Source organism: Streptomyces chromofuscus (assembly GCF_015160875.1).
GTDB lineage: Bacteria > Actinomycetota > Actinomycetes > Streptomycetales > Streptomycetaceae > Streptomyces > Streptomyces chromofuscus.
On record NZ_CP063374.1, the window covers coordinates 6,330,972 to 6,347,830 of the forward strand.

General features: G+C 72.6%; 13 protein-coding genes and 3 pseudogenes. 9 read left to right on the plus strand and 7 right to left on the minus strand.

Translation table 11 applies throughout. The annotated features are described in order from the left end of the window. From IPT68_RS28480 to IPT68_RS28495, 4 genes and pseudogenes are all read left to right on the plus strand, one after another. Positions 1 to 1,114, plus strand: a pseudogene (locus IPT68_RS28480) (sensor histidine kinase). Between the two features lie 1,143 nt (positions 1,115 to 2,257). Continuing rightward, entirely contained in the window at positions 2,258 to 3,403 is a 1,146-nt protein-coding gene (locus IPT68_RS28485; RefSeq protein WP_189698711.1) for an ABC transporter ATP-binding protein, read from the plus strand. Beyond that, the gene (locus tag IPT68_RS28490) at positions 3,400 to 4,080 is read left to right on the plus strand and encodes an ABC transporter permease (RefSeq protein ID WP_189698712.1); all 681 of its coding nucleotides are present in this window, start codon (positions 3,400 to 3,402) and stop codon (positions 4,078 to 4,080) included. Before IPT68_RS28485 ends, IPT68_RS28490 begins: the two co-directional genes overlap by 4 nt. Continuing rightward, positions 4,077 to 4,745, plus strand: a complete 669-nt coding sequence (locus IPT68_RS28495) for an ABC transporter permease (RefSeq protein WP_189698713.1) — start codon at positions 4,077 to 4,079, stop codon at positions 4,743 to 4,745. The genes IPT68_RS28490 and IPT68_RS28495 overlap by 4 nt, the downstream gene beginning before the upstream one ends. Positions 4,746 to 4,761: 16 nt before the next feature. On the opposite strand, the gene IPT68_RS28500 is transcribed toward IPT68_RS28495, so the two are convergent. The 4 genes and pseudogenes from IPT68_RS28500 to IPT68_RS28515 all read right to left on the minus strand — a co-directional run bounded on the left by IPT68_RS28500 (position 4,762) and on the right by IPT68_RS28515 (position 8,952). Next, complete coding sequence (locus IPT68_RS28500; RefSeq protein WP_189698714.1) at positions 4,762 to 5,361, minus strand: GTP-binding protein; 600 nt, start codon at positions 5,359 to 5,361, stop codon at positions 4,762 to 4,764. Next, positions 5,348 to 5,773 carry a DUF742 domain-containing protein gene (locus IPT68_RS28505; RefSeq protein ID WP_189698715.1) on the minus strand — a complete coding sequence of 142 codons (426 nt, stop codon included), beginning with the start codon at positions 5,771 to 5,773 and terminating at the stop codon, positions 5,348 to 5,350. Before IPT68_RS28505 ends, IPT68_RS28500 begins: the two co-directional genes overlap by 14 nt. A gap of 34 nt (positions 5,774 to 5,807) precedes the next feature. Next, on the minus strand, positions 5,808 to 6,284 hold the full coding sequence (locus IPT68_RS28510; protein WP_189698716.1) for a roadblock/LC7 domain-containing protein: 477 nt from the start codon (positions 6,282 to 6,284) through the stop codon (positions 5,808 to 5,810). Continuing rightward, a pseudogene (locus IPT68_RS28515) lies at positions 6,281 to 8,952 on the minus strand (ATP-binding protein). Before IPT68_RS28515 ends, IPT68_RS28510 begins: the two are co-directional and overlap by 4 nt. Positions 8,953 to 9,369: 417 nt before the next feature. On the opposite strand from IPT68_RS28515, the gene IPT68_RS28520 reads away from it, so the two are divergent. After that, a complete protein-coding gene (locus tag IPT68_RS28520) occupies positions 9,370 to 10,332 on the plus strand; it encodes an ABC transporter substrate-binding protein (protein WP_189698717.1) in 963 nt (320 codons plus the stop codon). 329 nt (positions 10,333 to 10,661) lie between these two features. Continuing rightward, positions 10,662 to 10,955, plus strand: a pseudogene (locus IPT68_RS28525) (proprotein convertase P-domain-containing protein); the annotation flags it as partial. Between the two features lie 97 nt (positions 10,956 to 11,052). Here the strand turns inward: IPT68_RS28525 and IPT68_RS28530 are convergent. Beyond that, entirely contained in the window at positions 11,053 to 11,703 is a 651-nt protein-coding gene (locus tag IPT68_RS28530; RefSeq protein ID WP_189698718.1) for a ScbR family autoregulator-binding transcription factor, read from the minus strand. A gap of 200 nt (positions 11,704 to 11,903) precedes the next feature. Here IPT68_RS28530 and IPT68_RS28535 point away from each other — a divergent pair, with 200 nt between their 5' ends. The 3 genes from IPT68_RS28535 (at position 11,904) to IPT68_RS28545 (ending at position 14,748) form a co-directional block, all read left to right on the plus strand. Further along, entirely contained in the window at positions 11,904 to 12,797 is an 894-nt protein-coding gene (locus IPT68_RS28535) for a ScbA/BarX family gamma-butyrolactone biosynthesis protein (protein WP_308438778.1), read from the plus strand. 67 nt (positions 12,798 to 12,864) lie between these two features. Then, the gene (locus IPT68_RS28540) at positions 12,865 to 13,512 is read left to right on the plus strand and encodes a ScbR family autoregulator-binding transcription factor (RefSeq protein WP_189698720.1); all 648 of its coding nucleotides are present in this window, start codon (positions 12,865 to 12,867) and stop codon (positions 13,510 to 13,512) included. Between the two features lie 24 nt (positions 13,513 to 13,536). After that, positions 13,537 to 14,748 (plus strand): damage-control phosphatase ARMT1 family protein, encoded by a 1,212-nt coding sequence (locus IPT68_RS28545; RefSeq protein ID WP_189698721.1) that lies wholly within the window; start codon positions 13,537 to 13,539, stop codon positions 14,746 to 14,748. Here IPT68_RS28545 and IPT68_RS28550 read toward each other — a convergent pair. Further along, positions 14,702 to 15,985 carry a cytochrome P450 gene (locus IPT68_RS28550; protein WP_189698722.1) on the minus strand — a complete coding sequence of 428 codons (1,284 nt, stop codon included), beginning with the start codon at positions 15,983 to 15,985 and terminating at the stop codon, positions 14,702 to 14,704. The genes IPT68_RS28545 and IPT68_RS28550 overlap by 47 nt on opposite strands. After that, positions 15,982 to 16,782, minus strand: a complete 801-nt coding sequence (locus IPT68_RS28555) for an alpha/beta fold hydrolase (RefSeq protein ID WP_189698723.1) — start codon at positions 16,780 to 16,782, stop codon at positions 15,982 to 15,984. Before IPT68_RS28555 ends, IPT68_RS28550 begins: the two co-directional genes overlap by 4 nt. Positions 16,783 to 16,859 lie beyond the last annotated feature (77 nt).

Sequence of the window (16,859 nt, forward strand, 5' to 3'; positions counted from 1 at the left end):
GTGCGGGACACGCTTCTCATCGCCCTGTTCGCCTTCCTCGGCGCCGCCGCGGCCGGGGTGCTCGGGGCCGGAGTGCTGCGCATGATCCGGCGGCGTTCCCTCACCGCGCACATCACCGTGGTCGCCGCCGTCGCCGTCGGCGCGATGTTCGCGGGCACCCTCGCGGTCGCGCAGGCGATGTTCCTGTCCGCGCACGACCTGACCGTCGTGACCACCGTGGTCGCGATGGCCGCCGTCGTCTCCCTGGTGACCGCGCTGCTGCTGGGCCGCTGGGTCGCCGCCCGCAGCCGCGCCCTCACCCTCGCCGCCCGCTCCTTCGGCGATGGGCGCCGACTTCACCAGCCCCGACGGCCCCGCCACCGCCGAACTGGCCGCGCTCAGCCGGGAACTGGAGGCGACCAGCCGCAAGCTCGCCGCGTCACGGGACCGCGAGCGCGCCCTGGAGAGCTCACGGCGCGAACTGGTCGCCTGGATCTCGCACGACCTGCGCACCCCGCTCGCCGGGCTGCGCGCCATGTCGGAGGCGCTGGAGGACGGGGTCGCCGCCGACCCCGAGCGCTATCTGCGGCAGATCCGCGCCGAGTCCGAACGCCTCGACGGCATGGTCGGCGACCTGTTCGAGCTCTCCCGCATCCACGCGGGCACGCTGGCGCTGAGCCCGAGCCGGATGTCGGTGTACGACCTCGTCGGCGACGCCCTCGCGGGCGTGGACCCGCTGGCCCGGGAGCACGGCGTGCGGCTCGTCGGCGACCGGGTCGAACCGGTGCCGGTCGAGGTGGACGGCAAGGAGATGAGCCGGGTGCTGGGGAACCTGCTCGTCAACGCGATCCGGCGGACACCCGCCGACGGCACGGTGGCGGTGGCCGCCGAGCGCTCGCCCGAGGGCGTGGTGCTGTCCGTGACGGACGGGTGCGGCGGAATTCCGGAGGAGGACCTGCCGCGCGTCTTCGACACCGGCTGGCGCGGCACCGACGCCCGGACGCCACCGGCCGGGGCCGGGCTGGGACTCGCCATCGTGCGGGGCATCGTGGAGGCCCACCGGGGACGGGCCGCCGTGCGCAACGTCTCCGGCGGCTGCCGCTTCGAGGTGACCCTCCCGACAGCGGACGCGTGATCCACCGCCGCCCTTACCGCGCCTCGCGGCCGACCCGCCGCGCAGGGCGTGCGCGGTGGCGCAGCCGGGTCGCGCACGCGGCACCCCGCTGAAGCCGAACCCGAGCCGCCGCACGGCGCGTTGTGCCGGCGGCGGGTCCGTCCCGGACACCGCGTGCTGCGCCGCAGATGCCGCACGGCGCGCGGGGGCGTGATCGCGCCTCATACGTGGCGTACCGCTGCCCCGACTGCGCCGCTGATGCGGCACGGCGGGCGGGGGCGTGACCGCGCCTCATACGTGGTGCACCGCTGACCCCGACTGCGCCGCTGATGCGGCACGGCGGGCGGGGGCGTGACCGCGCCTCATACGTGGTGCACCGCTGACCCCGACTGCGCCGGAGATGCCGTACGGCGGGCGGGGGCGTGATCGCGCCTCATACGTGGCGTACCGCTGCCCCGACTGCGCCGCTGATGCGGCACGGCGGGCGGGGGCGTGATCGCGCCTCATACGTGGTGCACCGCTGCCCCGACTGCGCCGCTGATGCCGTACGGCGGGCGGGGGCGTGATCGCGCCTCATACGTGGCGTACCGCTGCCCCGACTGCGCCGCTGATGCCGTACGGCGGGCGGGGGCGTGATCGCGCCTCATACGTGGCGTACCGCTGCCCCGACTGCGCCGCTGATGCGGCACGGCGGGCGGGGGCGTGATCGCGCCTCATACGTGGCGTACCGCTGCCCCGACTGCGCCGCTGATGCGGCACGGCGCGCGGGGGCGTGACCGCGCCTCACACGTGGCGCACCGCTGACCCCGATCCATCGCACGCGCACGGCCCGTGGTGCCTCCACCGGGGCTCGGACGCCGCCTGCCGCCGGATCGGCGCGTTCGCCGGCAGGCGGACCGTGAACACCGTGGCGCCCGGTTCGCTGGTCAGCCCCACGGTGCCGCCGTGGGCCGCACCGGGCACCCGGCCGAGGCGCAGCCTGCCGTACGTCCCGCGCAGCCGGCGGATCACGTACCCGCCTGCCGGATCACCAGTTCCGCGCGCCCTCGCGGGGGCGTTGCCCGCCACTCGGCCGCAGCACAAGCGGTCTAGACTCTCCCCCCAACGGCCCGCCACCAGGTCGGCGCGGGCGGCGACTGCCACACCCGAAGGGCGTTCGGCGTTTTGATACGGATAGATTCAGTCACCAAGCGGTATCCCGACGGCACGGTGGCGGTCGACCGGCTGTCACTGGAGATACCCGACCGCTCGATCACCGTCCTCGTCGGACCCTCGGGGTGCGGCAAGACCACCACCCTGCGGATGATCAACCGGATGGTCGAGCCCAGCGAGGGCAGCATCCTGCTCGACGGCGTGGACATCATGCAGCAGCCGGTGAACACACTGCGCCGGTCCATGGGTTACGTCATCCAGAACGCCGGCCTGTTCCAGCACCGCACGATTGTCGACAACATCGCCACCGTGCCCCGCATGCTCGGCTGGGGCAAGGACAAGGCACGCTCTCGCGCCCGGGAACTGATGGAGCGCGTCGGCCTCGACGCCTCCCTCGCCAAGCGCTACCCCTACCAGCTCTCCGGCGGACAGCAGCAACGCGTCGGCGTGGCCCGGGCGCTCGCCGCCGACCCGCCGGTGCTGCTGATGGACGAGCCGTTCTCCGCCGTCGACCCCGTCGTCCGCAAGGGCCTTCAGGACGAACTGCTACGCATCCAGGACGAGTTGGGCAAGACCATCGTCTTCGTCACGCACGACATCGACGAGGCCGTCAAGCTCGGCACCATGGTCGCCGTGATGCGCACGGGCGGCCGGCTCGCCCAGTTCGCCCCGCCCGCCGAGCTGCTCTCCAGCCCCGCGGACGAGTTCGTCGAGGACTTCCTCGGCGCCGACCGGGGCATCCGCCGGCTGTCCTTCTTCCCGTCCGCCGGGCTGACGCTGCTCACCGCGCCGATCGTCGCCGTCGACGCCTCCGCCGAACAGATCGCCACCCGCGGCGCGGACGTCCCCTATCTCCTCGTGACGGACCTGGACGGCAGGCCGCTCGGCTGGAGCCCGCCCGGCGACCTCACCGCCGGCCGGATCGAGCGGGAGCGACTGCTGCCGTACGGCCGCCCGTTCGTCGCCGAGCGCGACTCGCTGCGGGCCGCGCTCGACGGTGCCGTGCTGTCGCCCACCGGCTGGGCCGTCGCCGTGGACGGCGAGGGCCGGGCGGCCGGGGTCGTCTCGCAGCAGACCATCGGCGAGGCGATCCGCGGCGCGCACGCCGCGGCACCCGCCGCGCAGTCCGAGGACACCCCCGCGAAGGCCGTCCGGTGAACGGCCTCTTCGACCTGCCCAGCGACCTGCAGAACACCTACTGGGGCCTGGTCGGGCTGCATCTGCGGGAGGCCCTGCTGCCCGTGCTCGCCGGGCTGCTGCTGTCCCTGCCGCTCGCCCAGTTGTGCGTCCGGCTGCGCTGGCTCTACCCGCCCGTGCTGTGGGTGACGACCGTGCTCTACGCCGTCCCCTCGCTCGCCTTCTTCGTCGTCCTCATCGACTACACCGGCCTGAGCGAACTGACCGTCATGATCCCGCTCGCCGTCTACAGCCTGGTGGTGCTGATCCCGGCGATCGTCGACGGCGTGCGCTCGGTCCCGCAGGAGACCCTGGCCGCCGCCACCGCCATGGGCTTCGGCCCCGTACGGCGCTACCTCCAGGTGCAGTTGCCGATCGCGGCGCCCGCCATCATCGCCGGGCTGCGGGTGGCGTGCGCGTCCAGCATCTCACTGGTCAGCGTCGGCATGCTGATCGGCAACGCGGGCGCCCTCGGCAACATGCTCAACAGCGGCCTGATCTACAACCAGCCCCGGCTGATCTGGCTCTCCGTGCTCGGTACGGCCGTCCTCGCGCTGCTCGTGGACGCCGTACTGATCGGCCTGCGGATCTGGGTCACCCCGTGGATGCCGCGCGGTTCCCGGGCGACCTCGCTCGCGGTGAAGGCGGGTGCCCGGTGAACATCCTCAACCACATCGACGCCTTCTTCGGCGACAGCGCCCACTGGCAGGGCTACGACGGCATCCCCACCCGCCTCCTGGAACACCTCCAGTACACGCTGATGGCGCTCGCCATGGCCGCCGCCGTGGGACTGCCCGTCGGCCTGATCACCGGCCACACCGGACGCGGCGGCAACGCCCTCGCCCTGGTCGCCACCGCCGCCCGCGCCCTGCCCAGCTTCGGGCTGATGGTGCTGATGTTCATCCTGATCGGCCTCGGCATGGCACCGGTGATGATCCCCCTGGTGGTGCTCGCCGTGCCGCCCATCCTGGTCACCACCTACGAGGCGATGCGGTCGGTGGACCCGGCGCCGGTGGACGCCGCGCGCGGCATGGGCATGGCCGAGGCGGAGGTGCTGCTGCGGGTGGAGGTGCCGATGGCGCTGCCGCTGATCCTGAGCGGACTGCGCACGGCGGCCATCCAGATCGTCTCCACCGCCACCATCGCCGCCTACGTCAGCTTCGGCGGCCTCGGCCGGTACATCATCGACGGTCTCTACCAGAAGGACTACGAGAAGACGGTCGGCGGCGCCGCTCTGGTCGCCGTGCTGGCGCTGGCCACCCTCGGGCTCTTCTGGGCGCTCGGCAGGCTCACGGTGTCACCCGGGGTGCGCCGCCGCGGCTGAGCACCCCGGGACCGGGTCAGCCCTCGGTGCGGGCCAGCGCCAGCTCCAGCACCACGAGCAGCGCGTCCCGCACCGAGCCGCGCTCCCGGGCGTCGAACACGACCACGGGGACGTGCTCGGCGACGTCGAGCGCCCAGCGGACCTCCTCCAGCGCGTGCTCGACCTTCCCGTCGAAGGCGTTGACCGCCACCGCGAACGGGATCTGCCGGTGCTCGAAGTAGTCCACGGCCGCATAGCAGTCGTCCAGCCGCCGGGTGTCGACGATGACCAGCGCCCCGACCGCGCCCTCGACGATGTCGTCCCACATGAAGCCGAACCGGTCCTGCCCCGGCGTACCGAACAGGTACAGCTTCAGCGTCGGGTCGATGGTGATGCAGCCGAAGTCCATCGCGACGGTGGTCGTCGTCTTGCGCGGGGTGTGCGACAGGTCGTCCACCCCGGCCGCGACCTCGGTGATGGCGGCCTCGGTGGTCAGCGGCTCGATCTCGGAGATGGAGCCGACGGTGGTGGTCTTGCCCACGCCGAAGCCGCCCGCGATCACCAGCTTCACCGGCAGCGGCGGCCGTACGGCACTCTGCGCGGCCACGCCGACGGCGAGCGGTTCAGTCGGTGTCACGGAGTACCCCCCGGGAGTCGGGGATGGCGCGCAGGCCATCGATAACCCTTCGCAGGACGGACGCGTCATGGGTGACGGCGGCGTTCGGCACGTACACCGCCAGGTGCCCGGCGGTGCGCAGGTCCTCGGCGAGGACCCGGACGACGTTGAGGTGCAGCCGCAGCAACGCGGCGATCTCCGCGATGGACTGGGGCTGCTTGCAGGCGGCGACGATGTCGTGCCGCTCGAAGGAGAGCCGGTCGAGCGCGTCGAGGCCTTCGGCGGTAGCCACCACCTGGGTCTCGACGGGCATCGCCCGGGCGGACGCGGCTTCGCCCGCGCCCGCCACCCGGCCCGCGGTGACGAGGAACGGCCGTACGGCGGGGACGGGGCCGGCCGGGTCCGGGCCCGGAGGCGTCGGGTCGTCCGCCATGGGGTGTCTTCCTCCTCGACCGGGCGGTGACCGGTCAGCCCGTCGACGCGGCGCCGACGCTGTTCTTCAGTTCGAGCACGAGCTGCGGGCTGAGCGCGGTCCCCGCGCGGTTGGCGAACAGCGTCATCTCGTAGGCGATGTTGCCCAGCTTGGCCTCCTTGTCGGCGACCACGCCGAGCACGGCGCCGCTGCCGATCGCGGAGACCAGGACGTGCCCGCCTTCCAGATCGATGATGACCTTGTTCAGGGCGCCGAGGCCGTAGTTGCCGGAGGCGCCGGCGGCCAGGCTGGTGAGGCCGGAGACGATCGCGGCGAGACGCTCCGAGTGCGCGCGCTCACGCAGCTGCGCGACGGCGATCAGCAGTCCGTCGGAGGACACCGCTATGGCGTCCACGACCCCCGCGGTCTCGGTCGCGAAACGGTCGAGCAGCCAGGTGAAGTCGGCTGCGGCGGCCCGCAGTTCGTCCGGCGTGGTGCCTCCCGTGGGAGTACCACCTGTCGACGTGCTCACTGCTCCGCTCCTTTCGGGAGGTTCTGGGGGTCTTCCGCATCGCTGTCGTGCGGGCCGTGGGGGCCGGTGCCACCGGTTGCCGGGCGTGCGCCGTCGGCGTCGCGGCCGTACGGCCTTCGCGTGCCGTCGGCCGCGTCCTGGTCGTGACGCCGGGTGTCCCGGTGGGCGCGTTCCACGGCCGCCTCGAACTCCTCCAGGGCGGCGCGGACGGCTTCGGCGTCGGCGGGCGCGGTGGCCCGGCGCGTCCCCGGCCGCTCGGCGTCGAGCGTGGTCCGCAGGGTCGCGCCGCGGACCCGGCGGCGCAGCGGGCGGGCGCCGCTCGCGCGCGCCTCGCCGCGGGCCCGGGGATGAGCGGGGTGCCGTCCGTGAGGCCGCGCCGGGGGATCCGGCGGGGGAGTGCTGCGGAGTCGTCCGCGGCGCTGCCGGTCCGTGCGGGCGCGCTCTCCACCGGGCCGGCAAAGACGGCCGGCACGGAGCCCGAGGGCCGGGACCCCGCCGCCGGTGCCGCGGTGCCGGGGCCGGCCGCCCCGTCAGCCGATGGGTCGCCGCCCGTGCCGCCGGTCGCCGCGGCACCGCCTTCGGCCGCGTCGCCGTCCGTCGTGCCGCCGTCCGTCGTGCCGCCCGCGCCGCCTTCCGTCGTGCCCCCGGAGTTCACCGGGCTCATCGTCAGCAGCAGCGTCGACGGGATGGCGATCTCCGCCGTCACACCGCCGCCGGGCGTGCGGGAGAGGGTCACGCCGATCTCCCAGCGGCGGGCCAGGCTGCCCACCACGAACAGGCCCAGCACCTTGGTGGGGACCAGGTCGAGGCGTTCGCGGCGGATGAGGCGGGCGTTCTCCTCGGCCAGGCGCTCGGCGCTCATGCCGAGGCCGTGGTCGGCGACGGTGATCGTCGCGCCCTCGTCACCGGTGCGGACGGTCACCTCCACGGGGCTGCCCGCGGGGGAGAACGACACGGCGTTCTCCAGCAGTTCGGCCACCATCAGCGTGAGGTCGCCGACGATGTCCGGCTCGACCATGATCTCGGTACCGGCGTGCAGCTCGACCCGCTGGTAGCCCTCGATCTGGCCGAGCGCGGCCCGTACGACGTTGGTGAGCGCGGTCGGACCACCGTCCAGGACGGTCTCGCGGATGCCCGCGAGCAGCATCAGGCTGTCGGCGTTGCGGCGCAGCCGGACCGCGATGTGGTCGATGCTGTACAGGCGTTCGAGCAGCGCCGGGTCGGTCTCGCCGCGCTCGACGGCGTCGATGAGGGCGAGCTGCCGGGTGGTGAGGTTGCTGACCCGGCGGCCGACGTTGCCGAACATCTCGGCCACGTTGCGGCGGCTGAGCACCTGTCGCTCCAGCAGCGCGGCCGCGGTGGTCTGCACCTGGTTGAACGCGTCGGCGAGTTCGCCGATCTCGTCCTCGGCGGTGACCGGGATCTCCCGCAGCCGCGGCGGCGCGTCGTCCTCGGTGTCGTCGTCGGCCACGCGCGCCAGTTCACGGCCGGCCACGTCGGCGACCTGCCGGGCGGCGCCGGTGAGCGCCTGCACCGGCCGGACCACCGAGCGGCGCACCTCCACCGACAGGACGCCCCACAGCAGGAAGCCGGACAGGGCGAGCCCCAGCAGCCAGGCCGCGTTCCACCACGCGTCGTCGGAGGCGTCGTCGGCCCGGTCGGCGATCTGGTCGATGAGCGAGCCGGTGATGGCGAGCCGGACATCGGACTGCCGGCCGTACGCCGGGTAGTTGGACAGGGCGAGCGTGAACTTGGCCCGCAGCACGCTCTGCGTCGAGGCCTGCAGCGCGCTCGGGTCGATCTGCAACTCGGCGTACTGCCGCAGGATGATCGCCTGAGCGGGGTTGTGCTCGATGCCGCGCAGCTCGGCCGTCTGCTCCTCGGAGGCGAACCGGCCGAACCGCTCGGCCTGGTGCTCCCACAGCTCGTACGCGCCGACCGCGCCGATGAACTCGATGAGGGCGTTGGAGTCGCCGGTCGAGGCCGAGAACACGCTGGTCTCGAACGAGCTGTGGGCGGCGTCCGCGCGCAGCAGGGAGTCCAGCAGATTGCCGGTGAAGGTGGCCGCGAGGGCCGCGTTGCGGTCCAGGCCGAGGCCGTCGATCAGGCCCTTCGCGGCGTTGTGGTAGGCCGGGTCGATGTTGTCGGCGGGCAGGTAGCCCTGCTCGATGGTCCGCCGCAGGCTGCCCAGGCCGTTGACCTCGCGCAGTGCCTGTGCCTCGGTCTCCGGCAGCCGGTCGCCGAACGTGGCGCGTACCTTCTCCACCTGGGCGTCGGTCGCGTGCTGTGCCGCCCGGTAGTCGGACAGGGAGGGTGTGGCGCCGCTGTCGCCGGCCTCGTGGCGCACGGACAGCAGGACGGCCTGCTGGTGTTCGGTCTCCACCCGGTCGACGAGTTCGGCGACCTGCGCGCTGTCACGGACCAGGGCGGCCGCCTCCGCCGCGCTGCGCGCCTGCGTCACCTGCCCGGAGATCAGGTAGCTGAGCAGCACCGCGAGTCCGGCCAGCGGCACGCCGACCAGAATGTTGAGCTTCTGACGGAACGGCCGGCGATCGGCGAAGCCGCGCATGCCGCCACGGGACGGCGGTGGCGCCGGCAGTGGGGGTTCCCCCCGTCCCGGCGAGGCCGAGAGCCCGGGGGAGGGCGCGCCCACCTCGTTCGTGGACACCGAGCCTCCTTCTGGGGGTGTCGCACCGCGCGCGCAGGAGAACGCGCGTGTCCGTTCGCGTGTCGTTTCCGATCGACGTCAACCGGTGTACGAAGACACCAGTGCGGTCTGTGTTACCGCTGTGACCGGAGAGCAACTGCGGTGAGACTATCGCCTCTTAGGAAGGCGGATCGCGCCACTCCACGTCAAGAATCCGTTACAACCTGCTCTTCGGGTTCCGGCGATCGTCAGGCTCTCTTCACAACCGGTCACTTATCGACGCCAATTGGTGACCTGGTTTCTCTTGACTGGGCGAGAACTCGCTGGATTGGATCAGTGAGTGCGGTGTGCGCTGCACGTCCGCAGTGGGCCCGGTGTGCCCGCACGTCACGTCATCGCCCATGCTCCCCCACCAAAAACGAGCCCGGAACGGGAACTGTGACTTCAACCGTGAAGAGCACCTGGTCCAGTACGAGACACCGCGGCGCGGCCGCCGCAGCCCTCGCCCTCGCGGCGGCGCTGGTCGCCGGTTGCGGCTCGTCCTCCGACGACACGGCAGACAACCCGCTCTCCGAGGGCACGTCGGACGGCAAGACCGTCGTCGTCGGCTCCAACAACTTCGCCGAGAGCATCCTCCTCGCCGACATCTACGGCGAGGCCCTGAAGGCCAAGGGCATCAAGGTCGAGTACAAGCCCAACATCGGCAGCCGCGAGACCACCTACGGCCTGCTGAAGAACGGCTCGATCACCGTCCTGCCCGAGTACAACGGCTCGCTGCTGGCCTACCTCGACCCCGACGCCGAGCAGGAGTCGATGGAGGCGGTGAACGCGGCCGTCAAGACCAAGCTCGACGCCAAGCTGACGCTGCTGGAGTCGGCGCCGGCCGAGGACAAGGACTCGGTGTCCATCAACGCCGAGACGGCCGCGAAGTACGACCTCGGCGCCCAGTCCACCCTCGCCGACCTCAAGGAGATCGCGCCCGAGCTGGTCATCGGCGGCTCGCCGGAGTTCCAGACGCGGCACCAGGGGCTGGTCGGGCTCCAGAAGGAGTACGGCCTGCAGTTCAAGTCCTTCAAGGCCCTCGACGCCGGTGGACCGCTGACCCAGGCGGCGCTGACGAAGAACACCGTGCAGGCCGCGGACATCTTCACCACCGACCCGACCATCACCAAGGAGAAGTTCGTCGTCCTGCAGGACCCGAAGAACCTCTTCGGCTTCGCGAACGTGACCCCGCTGGTGTACAAGAGCGGCCTTCCCCAGGAGGGCGTCGACGCGCTCAACGCGGTCTCCGCCAAGCTCGACACCAAGACGCTGCTCGACCTCGACTCCCAGGTCCAGCTGGAGAACAAGGACCCGCTGGACGTGGCCAAGGAGTGGCTGAAGTCGGTCGGCCTGGGCTGACCTCCCCGCGGGACGGCCCTGCCGTCCCCGACCACGTGCCCCGTGCCGCCCTGGAGCGCACGGGGCACGCCTGTCACGTGGCCCGGCGCCCCGCGGCGGACGGGCACGCGCGGCCCGTTCGCCGCCCACGCGTTTGCCCCGCCCCGCCGTCGCGGCTCAGAGGCGCGACGAAGGTGAGCGTCACACGAACAGCAGGTGGACGTCCGCGGTCAACCCTCGGACAACAAGGGGTAGTTACCGGCCGGACAAAGGGATTCCCCTGTATCCGGGCGGCCGTCCCGTTGCCTATCGTTCCTGCACAGCCGACCCACAGGTAACCCCTGACAGGTTCGGCATCGGCCGTCGAGTCGCCGATCACCGTCAGGGGCCGCACGGGCAACGCCCCCTCGGCACTGCAGGTCGCGGTGGACATCACCCACACCTACCGCGGCGACCTGGTCGCGCCGGACGGCTCGACGTACCGCCTGAAGTCCTCCAGCGGCTCCGACTCCGCCGACGACGTCAGGGCCACCTACACGGTGAACGCCTCCGCCGAACTCGCCAACGGCACCTGGAAGCTCCGTGTCCAGGACGTCGCCGCCCAGGACACGGGCCGGCTGAACAGCTGGAGCCTCACCTTCTGAACAAGCGCCTGGACAGCGGCAGTACGCCGGCCGGGGCACCAGCCCCGGTCGGCGTACTGCCGTTTCTGCGGGGCGACGCGGTCGCCCCCGGCTCACCTCACGAGGCCACGCGGCTCTCCAGTGAGGCCAGCACCCGCGCCCCGCGGTCGGCCCGGCTGTCCAGGCCGAGCAGCAACCCGGGCACCGCGATGCTCGGCAGCATGTGGGACCACAGCACCGACAGCCGGCGCCCGAGATCCTCCCGCCCGGTCAGCGCCCGCGACATCAGCTGTATGCCGGTGAACGAGCCCACCAGCAGCTCCACCGTCTCCCGGGGATCCACCGTCGGCAGCAACTCCCCCTGCGCACGGGCCTTCTCCAGCAGCGGCGTGAGGTGGTCGGTCCACTGCCGGAACGGCCCGGTGTGATCCACCCCCGGCGGTGCGCACTGGTCCACCGCCAGCCGCACGCTGCCCCGGAGCAGGGCGTTGCCGAGCAGCCGCTGGCCGACGACGAAGGTGATGTCGATGACCTCCTGGACCTTGCACGGCTGGGAAGGGATGGCGCCGAAGGGCACCTGCTCGTCGAGGACCGCCTGAGCGAGGGACTCCTTGGACGGGAAGTGGAAGTACAGCGCGCCTTTGGTGACTTCGGCGCGTTCCAGCACCATGGCGATGGTGGTGGACGTGTAACCATGTTCGTCGAAGACCGCACCGGCGGCTTCCAGGATCGCCCTGCGTGTCCTGATGGCGCGCTCCTGTTTCGCCATGAGAGACCCTCTCCGGCGCCCAGTTGGCCGGTTCCTGCCGCTGGCGCCACGATCGTGCCGGAACTGCCCCGATCATAGGGTGTTACGGAGTGATCGCATTGAAAACAAACCGGTCGCCTCGTATCGTGACGCTCACCCGCGGCGGACGCCCCCACCGTCCGCACCACCCTTCGGGGACCGTAGGGAGAAACATGGCACCCATGCGGCAAGTTGCCGAAACGCCGACCCTGACGGCGACTGTTCCACGCCAGTTCGTGCATCGCGCGGCCGTCGCCGAGACCTTCCTCACCGGCTGGAGGACGACGGGCGCAGACCGCTTCGCCGTCTCCGCCCAGTGGCCGCGGGCCCACGGGTTGCACGTGTCGTCCGACCGGTCGGCGTACGAGCCGCTTCTCGTGGTGGAGACCGTGCGGCAGAGCGGGACCCTGATAGCGCACACGGAGTACGGCGTGCCCCTGGGCCACCACTTCGTGCTCCAGGAGTTCGACGTCGACACGTCCCCCGAGCACCTGGCGGTCGGCCCGGTACCGGCCGAGCCGGTCGTCGACGTCCGCTTCGTGGAGGTGCGCCACCGGGCGGGCCGTCCGGCCGGTGCCCGCTACACCGCCGACGTCCTGCTCGACGGCGTCCGTGTCGCGACCGCCGGGGTCGCCTTCAGCTGCGTCGCCGAGTCCGTCTACCGCAGGCTGCGCGGTGGCCGCACCCCGGCCACCGTGTCCGCGCCGCCCCTGCCCCCCGGCCTGCCGCCGCAGACCGTGGGCCGCGCGCTGCCGGCGGACGTCGTCCTGGCGCCGGCCGACCGGAGGGACCGCTGGTGGTTGAGAATTGATACCGCACATCCCGTTTTCTTCGACCATCCGCTCGACCACGCACCCGGCATGCTCCTGCTGGAGGCCGCCCGCCAGGCGGCCCGGGTCCGGGCACCCGAGCCGGTGAGGCCCGCGTCCTTCCGCTCCGTCTTCCACCGCTACGCCGAACTGGACGAACCCGTGCGCATCGAAGCTTCCGGCGAAGGCGCCGCGGACCTGCGAATCGTCGCGACACAAGGGGAGTTGACGGTCTTCGAGTGCCTTGTCGGCATGGCCGGGGAGTGAGCTATCGTATGCGGGGAGTAATAAACAAACGGCACAACCCGTTTTGAATCCGGGGAGAGACCAGCCGATGGCGAGGCAGTTACGAGCCGAGCAGACCCGCGCCACGATCATCACGGCCGCCGCCGACCTGTTCGACCGTCACGGCTACGAGTCGACCAGCCTGAGCGACATCGTCGAGCACGCCCAAGTCACCAAGGGCGCGCTGTACTTCCACTTCGCCGCGAAGGAGGACCTGGCGCACGCCATCATGGAGATCCAGTCGCACGCCGCGCGGCGGCTGGCCCGCGAGGTGGACGACCGGGACTGCTCCGCGCTCGAAGGCCTGATGCGCATCACGTTCGGTCTCGTGCGGCTCACCGTGGAAGGGCCGGTCGCCCGCGCCGGACTGCGGCTCGCCACCGGCGGGGTCGGGGTGCGACCGCCCCTTCCGCACCCCTTCGTGGAGTGGCTCGACATCGCGTCCCGGAAGCTGCTCGGCGCCGTCAAGGAGTCCGACATCCACCCGGACGTCGACGTCGACGCCATCGCCCACTCCCTGGTCAGCTTCTTCGTCGGGATACGCGTGACGGGGCGCAGCCTGGAACCCGTCCTGCGCCTGCCCCGCCGGCTCGCCGAGATGTGGTACGTCCTCATCCGCGGCCTGGTCCCGGTGACCAGGCGCCCCCGCTACCTCGGCCTCGCCACGCAGCTGGAACGGGAGATCAGGGTCGCCTGAGCGGCGCGCGGTACGGTGAGCCGCATGCCCGACCCCGCGCCCGCGCCCGTGATCCTCGGCAACGAAACCGGCTCCTTCCCGCACAGCGTCCTCGCCGAACGCCACCCCGCGATCATCCGGCAGGTGCGCGCGTCCCTGCCGTACGGCCCGGAGCGGCAGCGGGCCCTCGACGCACTGCTCGCCGACTGCACCGAAGGCGTCATCGAGCCGCTCCCGCCGGACGCGCACGACGGGGACCGGTGGGCCGCCTGGGGACTCGACACCTACGCCGGGCAGTCCTGGTTCGACGTGCCCTGGCTCTGGTCGGAAAGCTACTTCTACCGCCGACTCCTCGACGCGGTCGGCTACTTCGGCCCCGGCCCGGAGCAGGCCATCGACCCGTTCCGCCCGGTCAAGCTCACCGAACTCGACGCACCCGCCACCGACGAGGAACTGGCCGCCCTCGACGGTCTGGAAACCCGGCCGCCCGACGAGCGCGCCCAGGCCCTGCTGCACGGCTCGCTCTGGGGCAACCGCGCCGACCTCGGCTTCCGGCTGTCCGCCGGCGGCGACACCCCGGCAGCCGCCCCCGGCCTGGTCGCCGACGACAGCCGGACCCTGTGGTCGCTCCTGCCGCCCTCGGGCACCGGCACCCTCTGCCTGGTCGCCGACAACGCCGGCCGCGAGCTCGTCCCCGACCTGCTCCTCATGGCCCACCTGCTCGCCGAGGGCCGCGTCGAGCGGGCGGTGCTGCACGTCAAGCCCCACCCGTACTACGTCTCCGACGCCACCCCGGCCGACGTCCTGGACGCACTGCGCCGGCTCACGGCGGCGCCGGGCGCGGCCGGTGCGTACGGGCGGCGCCTGTGGGCGGCGACGACCGACGGCCGGCTGACCGTGCGGGCCCACCCCTTCTCCTGCGCGCCTCTGCCGTACGCCGAGATGCCCGACGACCTGCGCGCCGAGTTCGCCGAGGCGGCACTCACCGTCGTCAAGGGCGACCTCAACTACCGCCGCCTGGTGGGCGACCGCCGCTGGCCCCCGACCACCCCGTTCGCCGACGTGACCGGGTACTTCCCCGGGCCGGTCGCGGCCCTGCGCACCCTGAAGTCCGACGTGATCTGCGGCCTGGACGCCGGGACCGAGGCCGCGCTGGTCGCCGCGGAGGGGCAGCGCTGGCGGACCGCCGGCACGCACGCGCTGATCCAGGTCAACGCGGGCACGGACGGTGGTCGAGGTACAGGCGCAGGTGCTTGATGCCGTTGATGAAGTTCGAGACCAGGCGGTGCGGCGGTGCGGCGGTGCGGAGCGTCGCGGGCAGGGCTCGTAGCGCCTCCTGATACAGGACGCGCAGCTGCAGCCGGGCGAAGTGCGCGCCGAGGCAGACGTGCGGGCCGTCACCGAAGGAGACGTGCGGGACCGGCTCCCGGAACAGGTCGAGCCGGTCCGGCTCGGCGAAGACCCGTTCGTCGCGGTTGGCGGCGCCATGGAACACCACCACCTTGTCCCCGGCCCGGATCGTCCGCCCGGCCAGTTCCGTCTCCCGCACGGCGGTCCGGCGGAACGAGAGCACGGGCGGGTGCCAGCGCAGCAACTCCTCCACGGCCGGGACCACCCCGGCCTCGCCCCCGCGCAACCGCGCGTAGGCGTCCGGGTGTTCCGCGAGCGCGAGCAGTCCGCCCGGCGCCGCGCTGCGCACCGTGTCGTTCCCGGCGACGGTGAGCAGGAAGAAGAACATCTCCAGCTCGCCCCGGGCGAGTTCGCTCTCGTGGGCGAGCGTGGTCAGGACGTCGTCGCCGGGGTGGCGGCGCTTGTGCGCAACGAGCTGCCGGGCGTACGCGAACATGTCCCGCAGCGCGGCCGGTGACCGCGGGTCGAGTGGCCTGCCCGTCGCGTCCAGGACCGGGGGACCGGCCTCGTCGGGGTCCTGGTAACCGATCACCCGCTGCGTCCAGTGCAGCAGCAGCTTGCGGTCGTCCTCCGGGACGCCGAGCAGGTCCGCGAGGTTGAGCAGGGCGTAGTCGTCGGTGACGGCGGTGACGACGTCGACGGTGCCGTCACCGGACCGGGCCCGCGCCCCGGCGTCCGCGAACAGCGTCCGTGCGCGCTGCCGCGCGACCGCCGCGAAGCGCTCGATCCGCCCAGGGGTGAACGCGCGGCTCACCAGCCGCCGCAGCCGCAGGTGGTCCGGCGGGTCCTGGTTGAGCATCATGCGGCGGATGAACGGCAGATCGTCCGGATCCGGGTCGCGGATCTGGGTCGCGCCGAGACACGACGAGAACGTCGCCGAGTCCTTCAGGACGCGGACGACGTCGGCGTGCCGGGTCACCGCCCAGAACCCGGGCCCCGCCGGCCAGCCCAGCACCTCGGGCTCGTCCTGCCAGGCCACCGGGTGGTGGTCCCGCAGGACCCGGTAGGCCTCGTACGGCACTCCGGCGGCGTACCGGCGCGGGTCGAAGACGTCGGGGACGGGCGGGGCCGCGTGCGGTGTCACGCCGGGGCCTTGTCGGCCGTCTCGCCGCCCGGGTGCCGGCGCAGGAAGTCCTCCACCACGCGGATCAGTTCCAGCGGGGTCTCGTCCATCGCGTAGTGGCCCGCGCACGGCAGCTCGTGCAGTTCGGCGCGGGCGTACCAGGTCAGCCAGGTCCGGCGGAGCAGACCGGCCGACAGAGCCGGGTCGAGCGCCCCGGCCACGGCGAGCGCGGGGACCGTCGAGCCCTCGACCCGCTTGTGGAAGTCCTCGCGGGCCCATGAGTCCAGCCAGGCGCGGAACGCCTTCGCGTCGCTGTCCGCCAGCGAGCGGGCGACCATGCGGTCCAGCCAGGCGGCCGGACGGCGGCCGCCCGTGGTGACGTCGATGATCGCGCGCCGGTTCTCCGGCCGGTCCGCGGCCTGCGCGAACAGCTCCCACTGCTCGGGCGGCAGCGCGAGCCCGGAGGCGGGCACCGGGGAGACGCCCACCACCGCGCGCAGCCGGTCCGGCGCGACGGCGAGCAGCCGCTGGGCGACCGCGCCGCCCATGGAGTGCCCGACGACGGAGAACCGGGCCCAGCCCAGCCGGTCGGCCAGCGCCACCAGGTCCAGCGCCGCCTCACCGGTCGTGTACGCGCCGTCCGCGTGCCGGGCCCGACCGTAGCCGCGCAGATCGACGAGCGCGTACTGGAAGGACGTACGGTCCAGGTCCGGCAGCACGGGCGCATACGCGGACCGGTCGGCGAACCAGCCGTGCACGGCGAACACCTTGTGGGTGCCGTCGCCGTGCAGCTCATGGGGGAGCACGAAGGCAGTCATGCGAACACCGTGGCCGGTGGGCCAGGGCTCGGCAAGGGCGCGTGCGGGCGCGGGTGTCGCGTCGTCACGCCCGCTGC